The sequence below is a fragment of the Sutcliffiella horikoshii genome (genome assembly GCF_008180725.1).
Classification (GTDB): Bacteria; Bacillota; Bacilli; order Bacillales; family Bacillaceae_I; genus Sutcliffiella_A; species Sutcliffiella_A horikoshii_B.
This window is the reverse complement of sequence record NZ_VTEV01000005.1, coordinates 253,501-276,780: the sequence shown is the minus strand read 5'-3', so window position 1 is coordinate 276,780 and position 23,280 is coordinate 253,501. Positions and strand designations below refer to the sequence as shown.

The 23,280-nt window shown below is 42.6% G+C and carries 20 protein-coding genes; 15 read left to right on the top strand and 5 right to left on the bottom strand.

Annotated features, from left to right (window positions below):
• Positions 1-136: 136 nt before the first annotated feature.
• Positions 137-1,051, bottom strand: a complete 915-nt coding sequence (locus FZC76_RS13635; protein ID WP_148988721.1) for a TetR/AcrR family transcriptional regulator — start codon at positions 1,049-1,051, stop codon at positions 137-139.
• Positions 1,052-1,232: 181 nt separating this feature from the next.
• On the opposite strand from FZC76_RS13635, the gene FZC76_RS13630 reads away from it, so the two are divergent.
• The 3 genes from FZC76_RS13630 (at position 1,233) to FZC76_RS13620 (ending at position 4,095) form a co-directional block, all read left to right on the top strand.
• The gene (locus FZC76_RS13630) at positions 1,233-2,801 is read left to right on the top strand and encodes a DHA2 family efflux MFS transporter permease subunit (protein ID WP_148988720.1); all 1,569 of its coding nucleotides are present in this window, start codon (positions 1,233-1,235) and stop codon (positions 2,799-2,801) included.
• Positions 2,802-3,152: 351 nt separating this feature from the next.
• Complete coding sequence (locus tag FZC76_RS13625; RefSeq protein ID WP_148988719.1) at positions 3,153-3,446, top strand: antibiotic biosynthesis monooxygenase family protein; 294 nt, start codon at positions 3,153-3,155, stop codon at positions 3,444-3,446.
• A gap of 37 nt (positions 3,447-3,483) precedes the next feature.
• Entirely contained in the window at positions 3,484-4,095 is a 612-nt protein-coding gene (locus FZC76_RS13620) for a methyltransferase domain-containing protein (protein WP_148988718.1), read from the top strand.
• Positions 4,096-4,257: 162 nt separating this feature from the next.
• Here the strand turns inward: FZC76_RS13620 and FZC76_RS13615 are convergent, their stop codons facing one another.
• A complete protein-coding gene (locus tag FZC76_RS13615; protein WP_148988717.1) occupies positions 4,258-5,319 on the bottom strand; it encodes a GIY-YIG nuclease family protein in 1,062 nt (353 codons plus the stop codon).
• A gap of 151 nt (positions 5,320-5,470) precedes the next feature.
• On the opposite strand from FZC76_RS13615, the gene FZC76_RS13610 reads away from it, so the two are divergent.
• The 12 genes from FZC76_RS13610 to FZC76_RS13550 all read left to right on the top strand — a co-directional run bounded on the left by FZC76_RS13610 (position 5,471) and on the right by FZC76_RS13550 (position 21,700).
• Positions 5,471-6,550, top strand: a complete 1,080-nt coding sequence (locus tag FZC76_RS13610) for a hypothetical protein (protein ID WP_148988716.1) — start codon at positions 5,471-5,473, stop codon at positions 6,548-6,550.
• A gap of 5 nt (positions 6,551-6,555) precedes the next feature.
• Positions 6,556-8,586: an McrB family protein gene (locus tag FZC76_RS13605; protein ID WP_148988715.1), complete on the top strand. Its 2,031-nt coding sequence runs from the start codon at positions 6,556-6,558 to the stop codon at positions 8,584-8,586.
• Positions 8,570-10,318 carry a DUF2357 domain-containing protein gene (locus tag FZC76_RS13600; RefSeq protein WP_148988714.1) on the top strand — a complete coding sequence of 583 codons (1,749 nt, stop codon included), beginning with the start codon at positions 8,570-8,572 and terminating at the stop codon, positions 10,316-10,318. The genes FZC76_RS13605 and FZC76_RS13600 overlap by 17 nt, the downstream gene beginning before the upstream one ends.
• A 280-nt stretch (positions 10,319-10,598) precedes the next feature.
• On the top strand, positions 10,599-10,961 hold the full coding sequence (locus FZC76_RS13595) for a PH domain-containing protein (protein WP_148988713.1): 363 nt from the start codon (positions 10,599-10,601) through the stop codon (positions 10,959-10,961).
• A 95-nt stretch (positions 10,962-11,056) separates the two neighbouring features.
• Complete coding sequence (locus FZC76_RS13585) at positions 11,057-12,130, top strand: carbohydrate-binding protein (protein WP_187442072.1); 1,074 nt, start codon at positions 11,057-11,059, stop codon at positions 12,128-12,130.
• Positions 12,131-12,245: 115 nt separating this feature from the next.
• The gene (locus FZC76_RS13580) at positions 12,246-12,923 is read left to right on the top strand and encodes a GntR family transcriptional regulator (protein WP_148988712.1); all 678 of its coding nucleotides are present in this window, start codon (positions 12,246-12,248) and stop codon (positions 12,921-12,923) included.
• A 22-nt stretch (positions 12,924-12,945) separates the two neighbouring features.
• The gene (locus FZC76_RS13575; protein ID WP_148988711.1) at positions 12,946-13,557 is read left to right on the top strand and encodes a sterol desaturase family protein; all 612 of its coding nucleotides are present in this window, start codon (positions 12,946-12,948) and stop codon (positions 13,555-13,557) included.
• Between the two features lie 235 nt (positions 13,558-13,792).
• Positions 13,793-15,298 carry a glycine betaine uptake BCCT transporter gene (locus tag FZC76_RS13570; RefSeq protein ID WP_148988710.1) on the top strand — a complete coding sequence of 502 codons (1,506 nt, stop codon included), beginning with the start codon at positions 13,793-13,795 and terminating at the stop codon, positions 15,296-15,298.
• A gap of 377 nt (positions 15,299-15,675) precedes the next feature.
• Positions 15,676-18,552, top strand: a complete 2,877-nt coding sequence (locus FZC76_RS13565) for a 2-oxoglutarate dehydrogenase E1 component (RefSeq protein ID WP_148988709.1) — start codon at positions 15,676-15,678, stop codon at positions 18,550-18,552.
• Positions 18,549-19,826, top strand: coding sequence for a 2-oxoglutarate dehydrogenase complex dihydrolipoyllysine-residue succinyltransferase (odhB, locus tag FZC76_RS13560; RefSeq protein WP_148988708.1), 1,278 nt, complete (start codon positions 18,549-18,551; stop codon positions 19,824-19,826). Before FZC76_RS13565 ends, odhB begins: the two co-directional genes overlap by 4 nt.
• 173 nt (positions 19,827-19,999) lie before the next feature.
• On the top strand, positions 20,000-20,626 hold the full coding sequence (locus FZC76_RS13555; RefSeq protein ID WP_148988707.1) for a hypothetical protein: 627 nt from the start codon (positions 20,000-20,002) through the stop codon (positions 20,624-20,626).
• Between the two features lie 78 nt (positions 20,627-20,704).
• Positions 20,705-21,700: a Gfo/Idh/MocA family protein gene (locus FZC76_RS13550; RefSeq protein WP_148988706.1), complete on the top strand. Its 996-nt coding sequence runs from the start codon at positions 20,705-20,707 to the stop codon at positions 21,698-21,700.
• Between the two features lie 65 nt (positions 21,701-21,765).
• On the opposite strand, the gene FZC76_RS13545 is transcribed toward FZC76_RS13550, so the two are convergent.
• The 3 genes from FZC76_RS13545 to rpsN form a co-directional block, all read right to left on the bottom strand.
• Complete coding sequence (locus FZC76_RS13545) at positions 21,766-22,161, bottom strand: SET domain-containing protein (RefSeq protein ID WP_060664277.1); 396 nt, start codon at positions 22,159-22,161, stop codon at positions 21,766-21,768.
• A 131-nt stretch (positions 22,162-22,292) separates the two neighbouring features.
• Complete coding sequence (locus tag FZC76_RS13540) at positions 22,293-22,640, bottom strand: hypothetical protein (protein WP_148988705.1); 348 nt, start codon at positions 22,638-22,640, stop codon at positions 22,293-22,295.
• A gap of 69 nt (positions 22,641-22,709) precedes the next feature.
• Positions 22,710-22,979: a 30S ribosomal protein S14 gene (gene rpsN, locus FZC76_RS13535; RefSeq protein WP_148988704.1), complete on the bottom strand. Its 270-nt coding sequence runs from the start codon at positions 22,977-22,979 to the stop codon at positions 22,710-22,712.
• Between the last annotated feature and the right edge of the window lie 301 nt (positions 22,980-23,280).

The window sequence follows — 23,280 nt, the reverse complement described above, 5'->3', positions numbered from 1 at the left end:
ACATTTTCAGGTGGGATTATTGGTTGTGATGGTCTTCATGACATAAAAGAAGACAAGCGTGAGTTGGAGTATATACATCCAACCTCGCCTGTCTTCAATTAATCCCCGATTCCATCCTTTATGTCGCAAACCTGCTTTACGAACAGTCACCGTCACCCGCTATAATGGACCTTTTCACAAGCTCTTGAAGCTTCACCCATTCCTGTCCACCGTTAGAGGCAAAGGTCTCGTCCTTGCTTAAGCTATCCATTGCACTCTCCACTATGAAGCGTCTAGGAGCGGTGCGGTTTTTCCCGCTTAACTCATCTTGAATAAAGTCCAAAAGTTCTACTTTCCGCCCATAATCAGTCCCACCGGAAAGACTTTTTTTCAATTCAGTCACTGTATGGGCAATAGCGTGAGGAAGCGGTAACTCCTTATCTCCTTCATTCGGCACCCAGCGTGCCATCGACTCTGCATCTACCAACACCTCACCTGACTCCGCTACATCCTCCACGATCTTCACCAAGCGATTGACACTGTATTGGACAACTCTATGGATGTCCAGTTTCTTATCATGGGTCATCGTGTAGTATCTGATGCCGTGATTCAGTATTCCAAGGTACATGATGGCACAATCCCAAAGGTATTCTCGTTTTTCCTCTCCGAAAATTTCCAAGAAGCGATGGTGCACCCATCTTAGCATCCTTAGCTGAGTTTTGTGGATGAAATCCTTTAACTCCGAATCATTAATAAAGATGACTTCCTCAAATAGGGAGATCAATTTGTTTGCCCGGTTTGTCTCCATTTGGAGTTCAAACTGTTTGATGAAAATGTTAATGTCCGACGGGTCCTGTCCAATCAGGAGGTCGTTCCGTTCTTTTTCCATTTTTTTATATAACGTTTTGAACAGAGCAATTAACAGTTCATTTTTCGATGAAAAATAATTATATAGGGTTCCTTTGGCAATGCCGCTTTCATCGAGAATGTCCTGGATGGAAGTCGCTTGAAACCCTTTTTCAATAAAAAGTTTATGAGCACATGTAAGAACATGCAATTTACGATCCTTCATTTTATCACCTAACTAAAGTAGACTGGTGGTACAAAAATAATAGTACACGAAATAGAACCTTTATACAAATAGCAAATTAACAAAGTTTTCAAGATTGATAAATTTGAACCGATGGTATAAAATTGGGGTAGATGTAATAGTAGTATAAAAATGTACTGTTAGTATAAATGGAGGAGAAACAATGCAGCAAGCAGCACCAAACACAACGATAAATCGTCCGCCATATGGTATTTTGGCCATTTTAATGATAGGCGCGTTTATTGCTTTTTTAAATAATACCTTATTAAATATTGCCCTGCCGTCCATTATGGCAGAGCTTCAAGTGGGACCATCCACGGTTCAATGGCTGACAACCGGCTTCATGCTGGTGAATGGGGTATTGATCCCGACCACAGCTTTCTTAATTCAAAAGTATTCTGTACGGAATTTATTTATTGTCGCAATGGGTCTCTTTGCAGTGGGGACAGTGATGGCCGGTTTTGCACCGGTTTTTGGGGTTCTTTTAGCAGGTAGAATGATGCAGGCTTCCGGGTCGGCCATTTTAATGCCGCTATTGATGAATGTGATGCTAGTCAGCTTCCCGATTGAAAAGCGCGGAACTGCGATGGGGGTTTTCGGTCTGATCATGATGGGTGCACCTGCCATCGGGCCGACGCTTTCTGGTTGGTTAATTGAACATTATGATTGGAGAATGCTTTTCCACTTTGTTTCGCCAATAGCGATTGCTGTTTTGCTATTAGGTGTTTTTCTATTAAAGGACAGAAAAGAAAAGCAGGATATCCGGTTGGATCAACTTTCCGTTGTTTTATCGAGTATAGGTTTCGGTGGATTATTGTATGGATTTAGTTCTGCTGGATCCAAAGGGTGGGATAGTCCGCTTGTTTACGGAACCATTGCAATTGGTACGTTATCGTTAGTTTGGTTTATTTTACGTCAGCTTGGAAAAGAAAAACCGATGCTGAACTTTGGGATCTACCGATATCCGATGTTTGCTTTATCATCAGCCATTTCAATGGTTATTACGATGGCGATGTTCTCCGGGATGATTTTGTTGCCGATTTATGTGCAGACGATTCGCGGAATTTCACCGTTGGATGCGGGTTTATTGATGCTTCCGGGTGCGATTGTAATGGCGTTAATGTCGCCTGTCACTGGGAAGTTGTTTGATAAGTACGGTGGCCGAGCACTTGCGATTACTGGTTTGTCTATAACAGTTGTGACGACATATTTCTTTAGTCAGTTGACTTTTGAAACGACTTACACGCAACTATTGATTTTATATACCGTTCGTATGTTTGGTATGTCAATGGTGTTTATGCCGGTTTCCACGAACGGATTGAACCAGCTACCAACACGATTCTATCCGCATGGTACTGCAATGAACAACACGTTACAGCAAGTGTCAGGGGCGATTGGAACGGCGCTGTTAGTGACGTTGATGTCAACAAGGGCGGAAAGCGTTGGTCGCGAGCTGTCAGGAGATGCAATGGCTGCTTTGGGTGCGAACCCATCAACAGAGGCGATTGCGGGAGTGCAGCAGCAGGTCATGATGCAAGGAATGCTAGAAGGAATCAATTTTGCCTTTTTCGTGTCGACGTTTATTGCGGTGGTTGCGCTCGTGTTGTCTTTCTTTATTAAGCGAGCGACACAGGTGGAGGATCCAGAGACAGAAGTCGAGCCTGAGGGTATTGGGGAACTGACTGGAGCTGGTGAGCGGAAAGTGAAGACGGAATTGGTGGGGAATAATTAAACTGTGTGAGGGAAGTCCGCTTCTGCCTGTTTGGGTGGGGGTGGATTTTTTGTGTTTGGGGTGCGGCTGTGGCTCGAAGAAGTTGGGGTGTGTAATTGTCGCTTGATGTGAGTTTGTGTCGAATGGCAATTATATGAGTGGAAGTGGCTAATAAACTTAGAAGTTGGACAATAAAACTAAAAGATTGGACAATAAATCTAGAAGTTGGACAATAAAATGAAAACTTGGCTAATAAAATCCGCAGTTTACTAATTAATGAGGATAAGCTACGTGTCTGGTTTTTAATTCTAGCGTTTTTCACGCATAATATGGATATAGAAGAAAATTTACTAGTGAGAGGAAGATACAATTATGATAACGGAAGTTGCATTTTTTAATATAAATGAAGGAATGGAAGCGGGATTTGAAAAAGATTTTGCGGTAATAGCTGAAGAAACGATCGCTCGGTCAAAAGGCTATATCGCCCACACATTACATAAATGCATCGAAACAGAAGGGAAGTATATGGTGCAAGTGGAATGGGAATCCATTGAGGACCATATGAAAGGGTTCGTAGGCTCTGACTTATTTGAAGAATGGGTTAAGAAAATGGATTATTATTTTAAGCCTGATATATATATGGAGCATTTTCAACTAATAAAGTAATTCAAAATAAGCATTAATTAGAATAGGGGAAAGGGATATGCCAAGATCTCTAGTAAATTATGATCAGAAACTAAACATCAAAACTGCTGATATACAGATGGGTATTCACCGCTCTTTTACCTATCATCGCTATGAGCCGACACCATATGAAGCGCTTGACCGGCTGTTTGAAACATACTTGGTAGATTCCTGTAATCACGTGGTTGACTTTGGTTGTGGAAAAGGCAGGTTGAACTTTTACTTGGCACATCGGTTTGGGCCTAAGGTAACCGGAATAGAAATGAATGAGACATTTTACGAGGATTGTCTGAAGAATTTGATCATGTATAAAGGTAAGGGAAGACAGAGGATCATGTTTGAGAAGTGCTTGGCCGAAGAGTATACAATACCTGAAACGGCTGATGTGTTCTATTTTTTCAACCCGTTTACGATAGATATTTTCAGGAAAGTGGTCAGTAATATCCTCTCCTCCATAGAGCAACATTATCGGCCTATAGAGATTGTGCTTTATTATCCGGCTCCTGATTTTGTGTTCTTCTTGGAGAATCATTCGATGTTTACTCTTAAGCTAGAGGTCCAGCTTGATGAGTTTGAGAAAAATGCGAATGAGCGATTTTTGGTGTATGAGATGGGGTTGAGCGCAAGTTAAAACTGGATTCATTTGCGTGATTGCTCGTTTAGCACGAACTCGGGGTATTTTGGCACGAACTTGCCCACTTTCGGCACGAACTCGAGTGTGTATCTAAAAAAACAAAAAGAAAGCCAACCACTTCATGCAAAAAGGGGTTGGCAAAAGTGTATATTCCAATTATTATTTTGAAAAAACCTCCAAAATTACCGATTCCAACGCATCCAAATCTTCACTACCGATCATTTTATACCTACATTTCCCGCTACGAAGATAACTGTAAATAATTTGTGCTTTATCAATTTCAAACCGGCTTACTCCACGCTTTGCAGCAGGACCGACATCTGCCAGTTCACGCAAAAGCCTTGAGAAAATATCTCTACGCACCTTCTCATTTATTCCGTTTTCACCGCCATAAACCTCACTAAACAACACATCCGTCCTCCTGATCATAAAGCATTTCACCCTGTGTTCATCCAATCTTTCGGCCACCAGCATTAAGTGATTTCCTTCGGTAAAGTCCATCACATCTTCTTTTTGCAACAGGGCCTGCAAGGATTGGATACAGTTGCGGTATCTGGCTGCACGCTCAAAATCCAAGTCGTCCGCAAACTGCCTCATTTCCCGCTGCATGTCTTCTAGCAGCTCCGCACTTTCCCCATTAAGCAGCTGGATGAGCTGTTCCACAATGGCATTGTATTCCCGGACTGCTTTGCCGCCAAGACAGATCCCGCGGCAAAGACCAAGGGAGTAGTTTAGGCAAGGAGAACCATTGATGGCGGGGTTAGAGCAGTCTAGTTTGTACACCTCTTTCAACCCTCGTATTGCAAAACTGACTGTTTTTCTGCTTGTATATGGTCCAAAGCTCCAGCCATCGCCACCACGCAAGGGCTGGGTGGATGGGCGAAGACGATAGAGTTTGCCGACTTTTCGGATGGTTAAATAGAGGAAGGCCTCTGGTGTTTTCATTTGCCGGTTATATTGGGGACGGATTTCTTGGATGAGCTGCCATTCTAACAGTAGGGCTTCGAATTCCGTGTCCGTTTCAATGATTTCTAAATCATAGATATGCTTGACAAGTTTTCGGACTTTGTTTGTATGGGTAGCAGATTCTCTGAAATAGGATTGAACGCGTTGTCGTAGGCGCTTGGATTTTCCGACATAGATGACTTGGCCTGCAGAGTCTTTCATTAGGTATACGCCTGGTGTTGCAGGGATTTCTTTAATTTTTTCTAAAAGACTCATGACCAATCACCTCTCTAGGAAGATAGTTCTATGTTTAAATTTTCGAAACCTTACAAAAACGTGTGTGTTCATGTAAAATTAGAAGTGTCATTACTTAATAGAGTATCAGAGAAAATAGGGAATCTACAAGAAATAAGAGGGGGTCATACAATTGAGCAGAGAAACATGGAAAAAGGTATTTAGTACGATTTCGGATGTGGAATTGGTGGAATTAGTGGACTTTTGGTCAATCCAGGTAAAAGGCTTCCGTCAAATAAATCAGGAAAATATAAAACATGCGAGGGCGATGGTTATCGCAGAAGCCTTGAAACCGCGAAATCTAAAAATGATTAAAGCATATTACACGATAAATGATGATGATACAGATGAACCTGCAGACAACGGGGACGAAATTACGTTAGATGCATTAATAGAGTTATATGAAGAAGGAAAAGAGCTTCATCTGATTCTTGGTGGCTTATATGCAAGTGAAGAGGAGAAGTTTGAAAAGCTTGCAATGGAGTTTGAAGAGATGTTGATGGAAAAATATGAGGTAGATGAGTTAAGTAGTCTTGTAGATAGAAAGGAAAAAAAGGAAGAGGTAGTTTCATCTGAGAAGGTAGATTCTACCTCCAAAACGGAGTGGGAGAAAAAATGGAACAAGTCCGAAGATAAGAACAAGGATTTGCGTGCAAAAATAGGAGAGTGGGAAAAAAAGTACTCTCAGTTAAAGCAGCAATCTAAGGAAGAGAAACAATCAGCGCTGAGCGAGAAGTTAAAACTGCAGCAGGAACTTGGAACAGAACGGGCGCAACACAGGGAGACTGTGGAAAACAACAAGAAAACCGCCCAAGAAAATGAAGCGTTAAAAGAGGAAGTGGCAAAGTTGAAGGGAGAAATTTCTCACTTGAATGCGATGTTGCTTCATCAACAACAAGAGGTGGCTGCAACAACAATAGCTCGAACAGATGAAAATCCACCTGCTACAATGGGCCAAAAGGAAATAGTATTGGTGGGTGATCCAAAAAATAAATTAACAGAAAATTCAGCAAAACACAGTTTTCGTGTGCTGGAGCTGAAGGATGTTTCTGACGCTTTGGAATCGGAATTGCTTGAAAAATGTGATGAGGTTTGGATGATGACGTATCTTGTGCCGCCACAAATGAGAAGGAAAATTAAGCGAACGGTACAGAAAAATATTAAAGAATTTAGCGATTTTCCGACAATGAAACGTTATATAGAGAAAGGTTGAGAGCGATGAATAAGGTTTGGGAGAATGACTTAGTTGGTGTGCTGGCAGATGTCGATCAGAGTGAGTTGCTCTACAGGGACTCGATACTAATAAATAAGCAGGACAGTCTCCAGTTTTTTGTCCGAATCATTTCACAGCCTGCCGAAAGCTTTCCGAATGTTAAGGCGGTGACAGGATTCTATTCTGACTTGGAAAAATGGGGATTTGAGGATGACTATACGCAGCCGGAATTTATCCGAAAAGAAAAGTTACGGGAATGGTTGGATGATCGGCTATTAATTTTCAAGGTCGAAAAACGCATTCGTTACAATCATGAAGAAGTGTATAACATGTTCGGGGTGCGCGTGATGCCTAAGCTTCCAAGCTATGAAAAGGATATTAAGTTAATGCCTATTCCTATTTTCAGCCAAAAAGTAAATGGAATGGAGCAGAATGTCTTTATTTCAAGGCTTGTGGAAAAGAAGTTTGTTGGCCGCATTACGGAAGTGTCGCATGAGGCGAACGACACACCCCAGATTATATTGTGGAGAGAAGAAACGGAAGAAGACGAGCAGTTTACAGTCTATGGAGTTTTTGAGAAACATCAGTATGCACATGGAGGATTCAACTTTGAATTGCGCGATGAGTTGAAGGGGCTTGCCTTGGAAGAGGAATGGCTGGATGAGTGCTACCTGACGGATGAGAGCCCGAATGTTGCATTTGTACCAATTACCCTCTTTCAGAAGTTACTGCATCGTTTAGAAGAACAAGAGGCGGTGCAGGTGGCAGATGTGTCTGATCGAGAAAAGACCCTTAAAGATGAGGTAAGCGGAGGAGCTTCCTCTATAGACAAGCAAACCTCACCAGAAATTCAAAGCAGCAGGCAGGAGGTTGCCGTTTCGGTTATGGAAAAGCCGATAAGCGAAATTAGCGTCCCTGTTCCAAAAGGAAATGAGAAGGAACAGGAGTTTTTGGAGCTTCTTTTCAGCCACACGCAGGATGCGGGACTCATTTATCGGAAAGAGAATCTTATCAATTTTCACACCTCGATGAAGTCGTCGTCTCTTGTCATCTTGTCAGGAATGAGTGGAACCGGCAAAACGAAATTGGTGGAGCTGTATAGCCACTCACTTGGTCTAAAAGGAGAGCAGCTTACTGTCATTCCAGTAAGTCCGTCTTGGACGTCAGATTCAGATTTAATCGGCTATGCGGACACGCTGAATATGGTGTATCGTCCTGGGGATTCGGGGCTGATCAATGCGCTTCGGAAGGCGGAAGATGACAAGGACAAACTGTATATCATCTGTTTTGATGAGATGAATTTGGCAAGAGTGGAGCATTATTTTTCCCAGTTCTTATCAATTTTGGAGATGGATCATGGAAAGCGTGTGCTCAGGTTATATAACGATGATTTGGAAAGCAGATTGTATAACTCTGCACAATACCCGCCGACCATCGTAATCCGTGAAAATGTTCTGTTTGTCGGCACGGTCAATATGGATGAGTCGACTTATCACTTTTCCGATAAGGTGTTAGATCGTGCGAATGTCCTGTCGTTAGATGTGATGCCGTTCACCGAGATGAAACAGCTTCCGGAAAAGAAAAAAGGGATGGTCGCACGTGCAGATGAAGTGGATTATGATACGTTTGAATCCTTTCAATATAAAAATAGAAGTTTAAGCCTTCATGATGATGAACTGGGATTGTTATGGGAAGTTCATCAAATGATGCAAAGTGTGAACAAGCAAGTCGGGGTGGGGCCGCGGATTGTAAAGCAGATTGATCAGTATTTGGGCAATCTTCCGGCACAGGAATATATTTTACGAGAAGATGCTTTTGACCTCCAAGTTGTCCAGCGTGTTTTGACAAAAGTGAGAGGATCAGAGGATCAGCTTAGAGACTTGCTTGGTCGATATAACCGTGAAAAGGATACCGTGGAAGGAAGTTTGATTATTCGGTTATTTGATCGCTACACGAATATCTCGATTTTCAAGGAGAGTAGAAATGTCATCAAACAAAAAGCGAAAGAGCTGAAATATAATGGATACACCATGTAGCACGCAGCCTTTTTCGGTTATTTTTACACATGTTTTTCAAAATGGATCTCGGGAGGATACGGAGGTTCAAAGCTTTGTTGAGCACCTATCTGACTGGGATGAAGCGGTACATGTTTACACGGAGATAAGAGAGAACGTCAATCTTGAGCTGCGGTTCCAATGTGATGATAGCGGGGCAAGATGTTATATGGACGGATTTGATGGGCTTGGGGATGATAGGTTGCTGGTTGATCAGGAGTCAGAGGAGAGTTATCTTGGTTGCGATGGAATGGTAACACTTTTCAGGCATTCCACATCAGACAATTATTATCCTTATATTCCCGGTCTGTACAGCTTGAGGGTGGAAACGTCGGATGGAAGGACGTTCTACACGCTAGTAAAAGTCATATCTAACAGACTTTTTGACGATCAGCTTGCAACGATGCGCTCTGAAGTAGAGGAGAAACTAAAGGGTGTTGCACTTGAGGTTATCCGCAAACAGCATAGTCCGAAGAGTTTAGCGGCACTCCGGATTGATCCGAAGTTGTTTCGCCAGTATCAAATGTTGCAGCATTATTTTACGGATATCTATGCAATTGTCTCCGATCTTGCTCAAAGGGTGAGGTCGTCGGTTTCGAGGGAATACCAGATGCAGCCTGCTGAAATGCCGGCCCATGTGGACGTTGTATCCATTCAGCATCGGCTGAAGCGGCCTGATACGATGAATCTGGTAAAATCGGTGCAAAAGCGGATAAATTATGACCTTCCTGAAAATCAGATGTTAAAAGCGATTTTAGAAAAGTGGAATCAATTATTGCATGAATTTGTGGCATGTATGGACACGACCATTAAAGGGTTATCAAGTCGTAGGGATTATTCGTTCTCCATTTCCCTTCCGTTGGAGAGAAAGCGTCGCCTAGTGGAGGAATTGAAGGAATATCGCGGAAAAGCGATGCGGATGAGTGGTGCGTTAAATCTTGTAAAATCCAGCCACTGGTATCGGGAGGTGTCTTACAAAAAGGCGCTTTCAGTTCCAATGGTTATGTTTGTGGATGTTCGGTACCGAAAGCTATATCAAATTGATCAGGCTCTTCAAGGGGAGGAGATTCCGGTTCATACTGCGCTTGGCCAGCAGTGGAAACGGACCGACCAGTTGTATGAGATTTGGGGTTGGCTGCAGGTGGTGGATGTGTTTGGAAAGAGGGGCAGTGGAGAGCCGGGGGAACGTGGCAGCCTTGTGACAACTAGTAAGCCAGTCGCAAAGGACAATATGATTCAGTATCAATTTGGGGATATCTCCCTGCATATTACCTATGACGGAACCATCCCGAGCCATCCGGAAGCAACGGATAAATGGACGGTCCCTGTCTACACTACTGGTACGAATAATAACCCTGATGTGCGGATGGATTTGTTCTTACAGGAGATTTATATTGGCACCATTATGATTGACATGAAGTATCGCAAGCGGCATGCGCTGACAGATTCAATGAGACAGCTGACGAGTTATGCCGATAATGTGAGGTCTCCTTATATTTACGGGAAAAAGCGTTGGCAGAAGTATCGCCCTGTACATCAGGTGCTCGTGTTCTATCCTGAAAAGCACGGTGGCATTGAGGTGGAAGAACTGGACGGAAAAAGTATCAGTTTTGTCCCATTGACTCCTGCCGAGGATCAGACAGTTTTCCAGGAGACATTAAGGTGGCTTGTGGCGGAGATGCTGTTGGAGGCAGAGGAGGAAGGGATACAGTAGAGGCCAGGCTGGGTGGACAGGGTTGGTCTTGGTGGCAAAGCTCCCGTTTTGGGGAGCTTTGTTTTTTATTTGAGTGGGCTAAAATGGATAAATTGGATTTACAATGGATATATGACTTTTATAATGGATATATCATTTTTACAATGGGTATGTCCATTGTTTGGTGGTTTCCGCAAGATTGCCTCCTCCAATTCTCCCAAAGAAAACCCTCTTCCATGCAGGATTCACCCATTGTTTATATAATACTATTAATATAGTAAAAATAAAGGAGGACGAAAGCATGGCAGTGAACACACTTATGACTTGGACCTTCATGTCAGAAACAGCTGTAACCCGAGACATTGAAGATATTTTGATAGATGGGGAAAGGGCAGAAATTGCGTATAAAACAATTCGGGATATAGCAGTTGTCACCAATAAACGAATTATTATAGCAGATCGTCAAGGTCTGACTGGCAAAAAAGTGGAGATGTATACGATTCCTTTTAAATCTATTGTGATGTACTCTTCCGAAAACGGAGGTACATTTGATACCAACGCGGAGCTTGAGCTTTGGACAAAGGCAGGTACTTTCAAGCTAAATATTAACAAAAAAGTGGACATCCGTAAGCTAGACAGGTTGATTGCTCAGCAGATCTTATAACATAACCACCTATTAAATCATTTTAACCATGCACCTCCCCACACTCTTCCTGCATAAGTTATTAGGCAGAAGTCTAGTTAGGGGAGGTTTTTTATATGTTTTCACATCAGAATCCCGGTCAAAATCCTTATGCGTATAGGCAAACGCCAACGGATGAGCGGCTGATTTTTTTCTATCCTCGTCCAAGGCCATATTATCCTTATCCTTATTATTATCCATATTATCCGGCGCCATATTATTACCCATATTACTACCCTCGCCCACGTCCATATCCGTACTATAGAGATGATGAAAGTGAGATGCGGGCCAGCTGGCGAGAGTGGGAAGATCTTGGATCGCCTTTACTTGGGATGAAAGGGGCACCTGCAGTTTCATCTTGGGCTGCCAATCGTCTTGACACGTTTGTGCGCGGGGAAGACAATCGTTTATGGCAAAAGTTCTGGAACGGAAGGCGATGGAGTCGCTGGAATGACCTTGGCGCTCCTCGAGGCGGCTTGAGAAGTTCTCCGGCAGCAGTGTCTTGGGGGCAGAACCGGATTGATACGTTTGCCCGCGGTGCCAATGAAGGGATGTGGCACAAATGGTGGGATGGACAGCGTTGGAGCCAGTGGGAGGATCTTGGTTCCCCGCGTGGAGGCTTTAAAGGGACACCATCTGTAGCTTCTTGGTCTGTCAACCGTTTAGACTGCTTTGTACAAGGAATGGACAATAACATGTGGCACAAGTGGTGGGACGGAACTAGCTGGAGTCAGTGGGAAAATCTCGGTGCACCACGAGGCGGATTAACGGGATCACCAGGTGCTGTGTCATGGGGGCCAAACCGCATCGATTGCTTTGTCAGAGGAATGAATGAGCGCATGTGGCATAAATGGTGGGACGGCAGTAGCTGGAGTCAATGGGAGAATCTCGGCACCCCACGAGGCGGATTTGAAGGAGCACCAGCTGCAGCTTCATGGTCACCAAATCGGATTGACGTTTTTGTAAAAGGCGATGATAACCGCATGTGGCAGAAATATTGGAATGGCCAACGTTGGAGCGAGTGGGGCAACCTTGGTGCACCTCGTGGTGGTGTGCAATCCCATCCAGCAGCTGTTTCATGGGGCATGGGAAGAATTGATACCTTTGTAAGAGGCAACAACAAGAAAATGTGGCACAAGTGGTATGCTTAATTAACAGAAAATTATTGAAATTTATTAGAGTTGAAGATAAACTGGTAATACCACGTGTAAATTTGGTATTACCAGTTTTATTTTACCTTGTATAAAAGGAGGGGCCGTCATCAATATGCGAGTAAGTGATAAGGTCGAAAAGTTATTTATCCAAAAAATCCTACAAGGGGAATTTGTGCCAGGCACACAAATACCATCGGAACGAGAACTTGCCACCACATTGGAAGTGGGGAGGCCAGTCATTCGTGAAGTACTGCAACGGCTTGAACGCGATGGATGGCTCACGATTCGCCATAACCAACGTGCTACAGTGAATGATTATTGGAAAGAGGGAAACCTCATGACAATCGCCCACATCCTGAATGAAGAGGACAGTATTCCGAACGAATTTATCATCCACCTCCTCGAACTAAGAAAAAACCTTTCTCCTTCCTATGTAAAGGGAGCGGTCTTACATAAGCCTATGGAAGTCATTTCATTATTAAAAGAGAGCGAAAACGTCGCTGACACCCCAGGCTCTTTTGCTGAGTACGATTGGGATCTCCAAAGAGGGCTTGCTGCTGCTGCGCCGAATCCTATCTATCTATTGATCCTTAATAGCTTCGGGCATCTTTATCTTAATCTTGCAACTTACTACTTCCATGACGCATCCTATCGGGAAGCTTCAAAAAACTATTACATGAAGCTGATGAAAGCTGCATTAGATAAAGACGGTGACAAAGCGGAACAGCTTGTGCATAACATGATGGAACAAAGCATCAAGATGTGGGAGGAACAAACCGCTGTAAAATAATATTAGACTAGGGGGAAGAGAGATGAAGGGATACTACAGGGAGTTCTTTTTGTTTCCGGACATTACCATTCTAATGGTACTGATCGTGGTGAGTATAGGTTGGCAGGTTTGGAGTGGAATGACGTGGGTGGCGTTAGCGGTGTTTGCGTTTGGAATGCTGACCTTCATGTTCAGTGAGTATCTTACGCACCGGTTTGTATTTCATCTAAAGCCGCCGAAGCATCCAATTTTACTAAAAATGTTAAAACGACTTCACTATGACCACCATACTGATCCGAATGATTTGCATTTATTATTTTTACCGCTTTGGTATAGCTTGCCGAATCTATCGGTACTCGCTTTAATTTTCTATTTAATTGCTGGCAACTGGGGGTTGACCGTCGCATTTGCAAGTGGATTGATGATGATGCTTTTTCTTTATGAGTGGAAGCACTATGTTGCGCACCGTCCCATCAAACCACGTACGAAATTTGGGAAATGGGTGAAAAAGACTCATATTCTTCATCACTTTAAAAATGAAAATTTTTGGTATGGGGTGTCTACGCCTTTTGTGGATGTTCTGTTTGGCACACTCAAAAATGAGAAAGATGTGGAAACTAGCAAAACGGCGAAAGATTTGGAGAAACGAGTGTGAAATATAAAACCGGGGGATTGTCTTTTCAATAGTAAAGTCCGGAATCAGAAGCATCTTTCATTATCCGGTCGCAATTCTTCCTTTTTGAAAGCTGAATGCGCCATGGAGGTATATATTGCCGAATATACTGGAATATCATTCCTCCTCGCTTTTTCCAATCTACTAGTATTATGGTTTAATTAGTAGGCATTGTAGGGAATAGAATAAAATAATAATAAAAGGGATGTTGATGCTTATGGACAGGTCAGTTTTTAAAATTTCGGTGGGGATTGCCGCATTGTTTGTATTAATAGGTGTTTTGATTCCAGATCAGCTTGGAAATGCGATGGGAATTGCGCAAGCTTTTGTTTTGGAAACGTTTGGGTGGTTTTATCAATTAGTTGCCACGTTCTTCCTCTTATTTGCCGCATTCATGATCTTCAGTAAATATGGAAAAATAAAACTCGGAAAAAAAGATGATAAGCCTGAATATAATCGCCCGACATGGTTTGCGATGCTTTTTTCTGCCGGAATGGGAATAGGGTTGCTCTTCTATGGCGTATCAGAGCCGATTTCTCACTTTGCTGCACCGCCACTTGGTGAAGGAAGCACGGAACAGTCTGCAATCTTAGGGATGAGATATACGTGGTTGCATTGGGGGCTTCATGCTTGGGCCATATACGCAATTGTAGCGATGGCGCTTGCTTATCAAAAATTCAAAAATAATGCACCTGGATTAATGAGTGCAACACTTCGCCCTGTACTTGGTGAAAAGGTGAAAGGACCTATTGGGAAAACTATTGATGTTGTTGCAGTATTTGCTACATTGTTCGGTGTAGCAGCATCACTTGGACTAGGTTCGCAACAGATAAATGCCGGGCTGGAGTATTTAGTCGGCATTCCGAATAACTTTATGGTACAGTTCATCATTATGGCTGTTATCACTGTACTTTTCATCGTTTCAGCAACTACAGGTATTTCAAAGGGAATCAAGTACTTGAGCAATATTAATATGTCACTTGCGGTTGTGTTGTTTTTAGCCATGCTGATTCTTGGACCAACTCTTTTCTTATTAAATATGTTCACTACTACCTTAGGAAGCTACGTTCAAAATGTAGCATTGATGGGATTGCGTCTGTCACCTTTTGATGCCACTGAAGCTGCGTGGACCCAAGGCTGGACCGTATTTTACTGGGCTTGGTGGATATCTTGGACACCATTTGTTGGTATGTTCATTGCACGTGTATCAAAGGGAAGAACCATTAGGGAGTTTACAATCGCTGTTCTCCTAGTGCCAAGTCTAGTTTGTGCTCTTTGGTTTACTGTTTTTGGCGGAACTGGGATACATTTAGAATTTGTTCAAGGTCTGAATGTCTCTGATCAAAGTCTAGAAACGGCATTATTCTATGTTTTTGAACAGCTGCCTTTTGGAGCACTCTTATCCGTATTAACAGTAGCGTTAATTACGACATTCTTCGTTACATCTGCTGATTCCGCAACCTTTGTCTTGGGAATGCAGACAACCGGCGGTAAACTGAACCCTCCAAATAAGATCAAAGTTGTATGGGGAATTATTCTAGTTGCATCAACCTTAGTACTGATGGCCTCAGGAGGGCTAGCTGGTTTACAGACCGCAATTATCGTTAGTGCCCTGCCTTTAACATTTATCGTTTTAGTTATGTGCTATGGGTTGTTAAAGGAGCTAAACAAAGAGTGGAAGCTTGAAAAAAGTAGAGATAAAGAAGTTAAAAAAGTAAGTTAATAGTAGAGGCCTGCCTTGGTTTTGGGCAGGCCTTTTGCGTATGTAGACCTCTACCAACACCACCTATAGCGTTACTGGGCTTGGAATCCACACTCACCCACTATAATATTTTCATATTCATGCGAACTCCAAAGACATCTCTGTTTATTTATAATATTCTGAAAAAACCTTTATTTCCAATATAAAAGAAAATTTGTCCAAAATATGAAAACGTTTTTATGGTAAATAGAAAGTTTTTTCTGTATAATTTAGGTGTGTAAGTAATAGGCAAGGGTATAAGATTTATAGATGATCTAATTTAGTACCTGAACCTTTATATAGTAACTATTTCAGAGGCATTTTAAAAACGTCACAGCCTAAGATGGGGGCATATAATAATGAGTAAGGTCGAAGTTGAACAAATTTGGGAGCGCTTTTATGGACCAAATATGGGTTATGTGTATGACATGTATGAAAAGTACCAACAAGATCCGGAATCAGTAGACGGATCTATTCGTGCGCTTTTTGAAGAATTGGGACAACCGCCTGGAATGGATTCCATTTCCAGTTCAAATGAAAAGACAGCTAGCGAGGCAAGTAACCCTCAAGCTGTACCTCAAATGGCAATCAAAAAAGTAATCTCTGCGAACAAGCTTTTGCGTAATATTCGTGAGCTTGGGCACCTTGCTGCAAACATTAATCCATTACACAAGGAGCCGCAAGATGATGTAGGATTCCTTGACGTGGAGACATACGGATTAAGCAAACAGGACCTTGTCCAAATTCCAATTGATCTTGTATGGGAAGCTGCACCAGAGGCAATTTCTAATGCGTGGGAGGCATATGAGCACCTAAAGCGCATTTATACAGGGACGATTGCGTACGAATTCGGCCATATTCATGATGAGGAAGAGCAAACATGGCTGAACTCATATATTGAGAATACGAGAATTGAGCGACCGTTCACTAAAGAACAACGTGTGGAACTTCTTGAAAGGTTGATATCGGTTGATGGCTTCGAAAAGTTTTTACATAAAACTTTCGTTGGCCAGAAGCGTTTTTCCATCGAAGGGTTGGACATGCTTGTACCGATGTTTGACAAACTGATTCAGTCCGGCTGTGAGGATGGAACGAAAAATATCAGTATCGGGATGGCGCACCGTGGCCGTCTAAATGTACTTGCGCATGTCCTTGGCAAGCCGTACGAGCTGATTTTTTCTGAATTCCACCACTCACCAAACAAGGAGCTGGTTCCTTCTGAAGGTTCCCGCGGAATCAACTTTGGTTGGTCTGGTGATGTAAAGTATCATATGGGTGCAGACCGTCAAGTAACAGGTGAAAAGGAACAAGTAGTGCGCATCAATCTTGCTCACAACCCAAGTCACTTGGAATTTGTCAATCCTGTCGTTCAAGGGGTGGCACGTGCTTCCCAGGAAGACCGTTCGGAAAAAGGATATCCAAAACAGAACAAGCAATCCTCCTTCAGTGTTCTTGTACACGGAGATGCAGCGTTCCCTGGTGAGGGTGTCGTTGCAGAAACGTTAAACCTGACAAAGCTAAAGGGATACGCAACAGGTGGAACAATCCATATCATTGCAAACAATCTGTTAGGATTCACGACAAACTACGGCGATTCCCGATCCACAAAATATGCAAGTGATCTTGCAAAGGGGTATGAGATCCCGGTCATCCATGTGAATGCAGACGATCCGGAAAGCTGTCTGGCAGTGATGGTGTTTGCTTATGAATACCGTAAGAAGTTCAAAAAAGATATCGTGATTGATCTTATTGGATACCGTCGTTTCGGACACAACGAAATGGATGACGCCAATGTGACGCAACCACTTTTATATGAAAAAATTAATAACCACCCGGTAATTGCTGAGATGTACGGAAAAGAGCTTGTGAACAGAGGGATCCTTACTGAAGAGGACGTTACAGCAAAGAAGACAGAATTCATGCAGAAGTTGCAAGGAATTTTCGATGAACTTCGTAAAGAAGACGAAGGCAATGTGAAAATTAAGCAGGTTCCAAAGCCAATCAGTGATCAAGTTCCTGAGCTAGAAACGGCTGTGCCGGAAGACTTGTTGAAATCCATCAACAGCAACCTGGTGAAGTTCCCGGAAACTTTTACTGTTTATCCAAAGCTTGGTCGTATATTGAAAAAGCGTGAAAGTCTACTTGCTAAGGACAACAAAGTGGACTGGTCCTTAGGGGAAACACTTGCTTTTGCATCCATTCTTGCGGACGGCACGCCAATCCGTTTAACGGGACAAGATAGTGAGCGCGGAACGTTCTCACACCGTCACCTTGTCTTACACGATAACCAAACAGGAGAGCGCTTCATTCCATTGCATGAACTACCGGAAGCCAAAGCTTCTCTATCCCTTTACAACAGTCCGTTATCTGAGACGGCAGTTCTTGGTTTTGATTATGGATATAGCGTACAATCGCCTGAGTCCCTTGTCATTTGGGAGGCGCAATTCGGTGATTTCGTTAACGTAGCTCAAGTCATCATTGACCAGTTCATCGCATCCGGAAGAGCGAAGTGGGGCCAGAAATCCAGTCTAGTTATGCTTCTGCCACACGGTTACGAAGGACAAGGACCGGAGCATTCTAGTGGACGCGTGGAGCGTTTCTTGAACTCTGCTGCAGAGAACAACTGGATTGTGGCGAATGTGACAAGTGCTGCACAGTACTTCCATCTTTTAAGAAGACAGGCAAAACTGACGACGAAAGAAGATGCAAGACCACTTATCGTCATGACACCGAAGAGCTTATTGCGTAACGCAATGACGGTATCAGATGTATCAGAATTGACTGAAGGAAGCTTCAAGCTGTTGGTGGAAGAAAAGCGTACAGGTCAAAACAAAGATAAAGTAAAACGACTTGCATTATGTACAGGAAAAGTGGCGATTGACCTCGCATCTAAAGTAGATGAAATGGGCAGCGAAGAAGTCGAAGCCCTTCATATCGCACGCGTCGAGCAACTTTACCCATTCCCTCATAAGGAAGTAGAAGAGCTTGCTGCACAATTCCCTAACTTAGAAGAGATCGTATGGGTTCAGGAAGAGCCGAAGAACATGGGTGCATGGCCGGTCGTGAAAGCAAACCTTCATGAAATTGCAAATATCGGCATCTCTGTGGATTACATTGGGCGTCCAAAGCGCTCCAGTCCGGCAACAGGTGAGCCACACATTCATAAACAAGAACAAGCATGGATTGTTGAAGATACAGTGAACGTACACAAAGGGCTTGGAGGGGAAAACAAATGATCGAAATTAAAGTGCCAGAACTAGCAGAATCAATCACAGAAGGTACAATAGCAGAATGGACAGTAAAAACAGGTGACGCAATTGAAAAGGGAGAAACAATTGCTGAGCTTGAAACAGATAAGGTAAACGTAGAAATAAAAAGTGACTTCAGCGGGGTAATCCAAGAGCTTTTAGCAGAACCTGGCGACAATGTTGTGGTAGGTCAAGTCATTGCCAAGCTTGGAGAAGAAGGCGCAAGCGCTGCTACGGAAGCGGCACCAAAGGAAGAAGCTCCGAAAGCAGAAGAGGCTCCTAAAGCTGAGCCTGCTAAGGAGGCGGCACCAGCTCCAGTTGCGGAAGAAAAGAAAGCAGCCAAATCAAGAACAGTAGCTTCTCCAGCAGCACGCAAAAAAGCAAGAGAACTTGGCATCGATCTTGATGAAGTTTCCTATCGTGATCCAATGGGACGCGTTCGTGTAGAAGATGTGGAAGCACATAATCAGGCTAAAAATGCACCAAAGGCTGAAGCTCCAGCCAAACCGGCAGCTGCACCTTCTAAACCAGCTGCGGCAGCCCCGGTTCAGGACGACGCACGCGTAGAACGCATCAAAATGAGCAGAAGACGTCAAACAATCGCTAAGCGTCTAGTAGAAGCACAACACACAGCAGCAATGCTGACTACTTTCAATGAGGTTGATATGACGGCAGTAATGGACGTTCGTAACCGTCGTAAAGATGCTTTCTTCAAAAAGAATGGCGTCAAACTCGGCTTCATGTCTTTCTTCACAAAAGCGGTTATCGGCGCGCTAAAATCTTTCCCATTATTAAATGCGGAAATTCAAGGCGACGAAATCCTATTGAAGAAATTCTATGACATCGGAGTTGCTGTATCAACAGAAGAAGGTCTAGTAGTACCAGTTGTACGTGACGCTGACAAACTAAGCTTTGCAGGTATCGAAAAAGAAATCGGTGACCTTGGTAAAAAGGCTCGTGACAACTCCTTAGGATTAAAAGATCTTCAAGGCGGTACGTTCACCATTACAAACGGTGGAATCTTCGGTTCTCTTTATTCCACTCCAATCCTAAACACACCACAGGTTGGTATTCTTGGAATGCACACCATCCAACGCCGTCCTGTTGTTGTGGATGATCAAGATACAGTGGAAGTAAGACCGATGATGTATATCGCTCTTTCTTACGATCACCGTATTGTCGATGGAAAAGATGCTGTACAGTTCTTAGTACGCGTGAAACAATTGCTAGAAGATCCAGAAGACCTATTGTTGGAAGGTTGATAGTTAGGAGAGGGCTTATCGCTATGATAGGCCCTCTTTTATATGTGTTCCTGAAAATGGAAGTGTAATTTGTGAAGAATATTGTCGGAATACTAGCAATTCTGCGAAAACATACAGTATAATCATCCATATACACAAAAAAGAGATTCAGTCACACAAGGGGGAAACATAGTATGAAGAGAGTTATATCCTTATTTTTAATAGGGCTACTTGTTGTGGTGCTTGCGGCATGCACATCAGATGATAAGAAAGCAAATGAAGAAGGGTTTGCAGAAGAAACTGAGGAAAGAGAAAATGAAGAGAGCTTAATTCCAGTTGGTGAAACTGCTGAAACAGAAGGTGGAAGCTTTACGTACCACGCGAGAAACAACCGTCTAAAACCAATCGAAACAGACTCTTTCAACATTAATGTGGACAAAGTATCTGTCATGAGTGGCAAGCTTGCTGGAGGATTCAAAGAATATATGGGGCAAGAAGAAATTGAATATATTCAATTCGATTTGGAAGTTGAAAACAAAACGTCCGATTCTCTTAATTTTGAAGCTTATCAAGCTAGCATCGTGACAAATACAGGGGAAGAGGTTGCTGCACCTGATTCCAGGCTGACAACCAAGAGTGAGGATACTGCAGAATTGAATGAAAAATTCGCTGGCGGCGAAAAGAAGCAAGGTGCTATATTCTTCCTATTAGAAGAAACAAAAGCAGAAGATGTAGAGTGGGTGCAGATTAATATGAAAGCACCTGTGGATGAGAACAATGAAAAAATCGGAGAAGATATTCAAATAAAAGTAAAGCTATAAGAGTTTGTATATAAGGCAGGGGCGACTCTGTCTTTTTAAATTTACATAATAACAGGAATAAAAAAGGAGACATCACTTATGATCAGAACTGCTCTACTTAGTAAATGGCATGTGCATGCACAAGAATATGCAGAGGAAGCAATTCAGAACGAACACATTACCCTGACACACGTCTGGGATGAGGAAAAAGAAAGAGGACAAGCATGGGCAGAGGAGCTGAACCTTGCCTTCGAAGAAGAACTAGAGAACATATTCACAAACCCAGAGATAGATGCAGTCATTGTTGCCTCTCCAACAAACATGCATACAGAAATCATCACAAAAGCCGCACAGAATGGCAAGCATGTTTTTACCGAGAAAGTGCTGGCAGAAACGGAAGCTGAAGCGAGGTCCATCTTGAAAAAGATAGAGGAACACGGAGTCAAACTGATGATTTCACTTCCTAGATTAACAGCAAACTATTATCTTTACGCCCAAAAGGTAGTAGACGAGGGATTACTGGGAAAACTTACTACCATTCGTTGCCGAGTTGCCCATAATGGTTCCGTTCCGACCAAGCAGCATCCTAATGGTTGGTTGCCGCAGCACTTTTACGATAAGGAACTCTGCGGTGGCGGTGCCTTCATCGATCTTGGCGCCCATCCCATTTATTTGACAAACCGACTAGGCGGACAAGCAAAAGCAGTAACAGCAAGGTTTAAACAAACGTTTGATTATGAGGTAGATGATAATGCTGTCGCCATTGTAGAGTATGAATCTGGTGCCATTGGGATTTTAGAGACAGGGTTTGTCTCTTCCGGTAGTCCATTCCAATTGGAGGTTTATGGAACAGAGGGAACCTTAATGATAGAAGACGATTCCATCAGGATTAAAAGTATAAAGCTTGAAGAAGGCTGGCATACACCATCTGAAGATGAACTTCCTGAGAACGCACCATCTGCAATGATGCAATGGGTCACGGAAATCTTATCAGGTAAAAAGCCCGACATCAGCCATCAAGACGCATACTTGCTTACCTCGATAAATGATGCAGCTCGTCGTTCTAATGAAGAAGGTTGTAGAATAGAGTTGTAGTGAGACTATGAATTACGAATTAAACAAATAAAAATGGTGTCCCTAATTGTTGGGACACCATTTTCCTATTCTTCTTTCTCGTTTTCATCCATATTAAACCAAAGCGGGTCCATCTCATCCACATCTCCGTTATAGTTAATGAGGATTTCTTCGCCGGCTTTTATGTCTTTATAAGCAAAAAAGTCAAAGACATGTTCATCAAAGTTAATTTCATACCTTGCATTTGGTTCATATGAATGGTTGAAAAGCATTCCATAGCCGAGCAAGATGGCAGAATGATTAATACCATATTCAAAGGCATAGTCTGCTAATAACGTCTTTTCAATATGTTCGTGCTGTTCGTTTGGGTAGGATATTACCGGTGCAGAATGGAACAGTGTTCCTTCTTTTATATCCTCAGTTGCAAATACACCTCTATTGAATTCTCCATCACTGACTGGAGAGCTTTTTACTTCGATCATGGTTATCACCTACACGTTTCCGAAAAATTTCCTGACCTATTAAGGGTGCCACTTTCTGAGAAGGATTGCAACTGGTTAGTTTAAACAATTGAAAAAAGCTCTCTCACAGCGAGATTGCGAGAAAGCTTTCGTTACATTCCAATAAAAAAGTATTGCTTATTTGAGGGTTTGATCGCAGAAACTTGTTTGGTGTAATCAACCCAGAATACCTGTTGCATTCTGTTGTCTACGGCATTTCTTATCTCCTGCTCAATCTCAATCATGAGGTTTCGGGCTGTTTCAACAGGCATATCAAAATGATTTGCAGCCTCTATATATGGATGGTGTTTCACAAGCAAATCATAGTATTGCTCAGGGGTTTCTGCTTGTACTTCATAAGCATATTCCACGTCTTGAATAAAATGGTAGAAGAGCTGCTTTTCAGGAGGAAGCTCCGCCACACTGCATTTTATAAGGTATCTATATAAGCTTTCCTTCATCTAAAGCACCTCATTACCTGTTAAAAGTTTCTTATAGTATATGCATAATACGCATAGAAAGATGCTATTTTACCAGCTTGCTTTCTTCACACCAGGAACCTGTCCTCTGTGAGCAAACTCTCGGAATGCAATACGTGACATTTTAAATTTGCGGATATAGCCTCTCGGTCTGCCAGTTACCTCACAACGGTTCTTCAAACGGGTAGGAGAAGAATCACGCGGCAATTTGCGAAGCCCTTCCATATCCCCTTTTGCTTTTAGTTCTCTGCGGATCTCTGCATATTGCTCAACTAGCTGCTGACGCTTTCTTTCTTTTGCTACTTTAGATTTCTTCGCCATAATAAATTTCTCTCCTTTTGTTGAAAATAGTAATCGTTACGATTTATTAAAACATATATTGCTTTGGAGTTCAAATAAAAAGTGATGCTATGGACTTTTTTATATTAAGCAGTTTGGATAAAAACGAATGTTTAGAAGGTGCGGTTGATATTTTGTTGACCCTAGATGTGAAACACCCAGCAACAAGCGAATACTTACATAAAATAATTTTTACTCGTCCACATTTGGAATGGTATAATTAAAAAAAGGTGAGCCTAAGCATGTTCCTTTGTTTAGGTTTTTTTATTTTCTATGGGGGTAT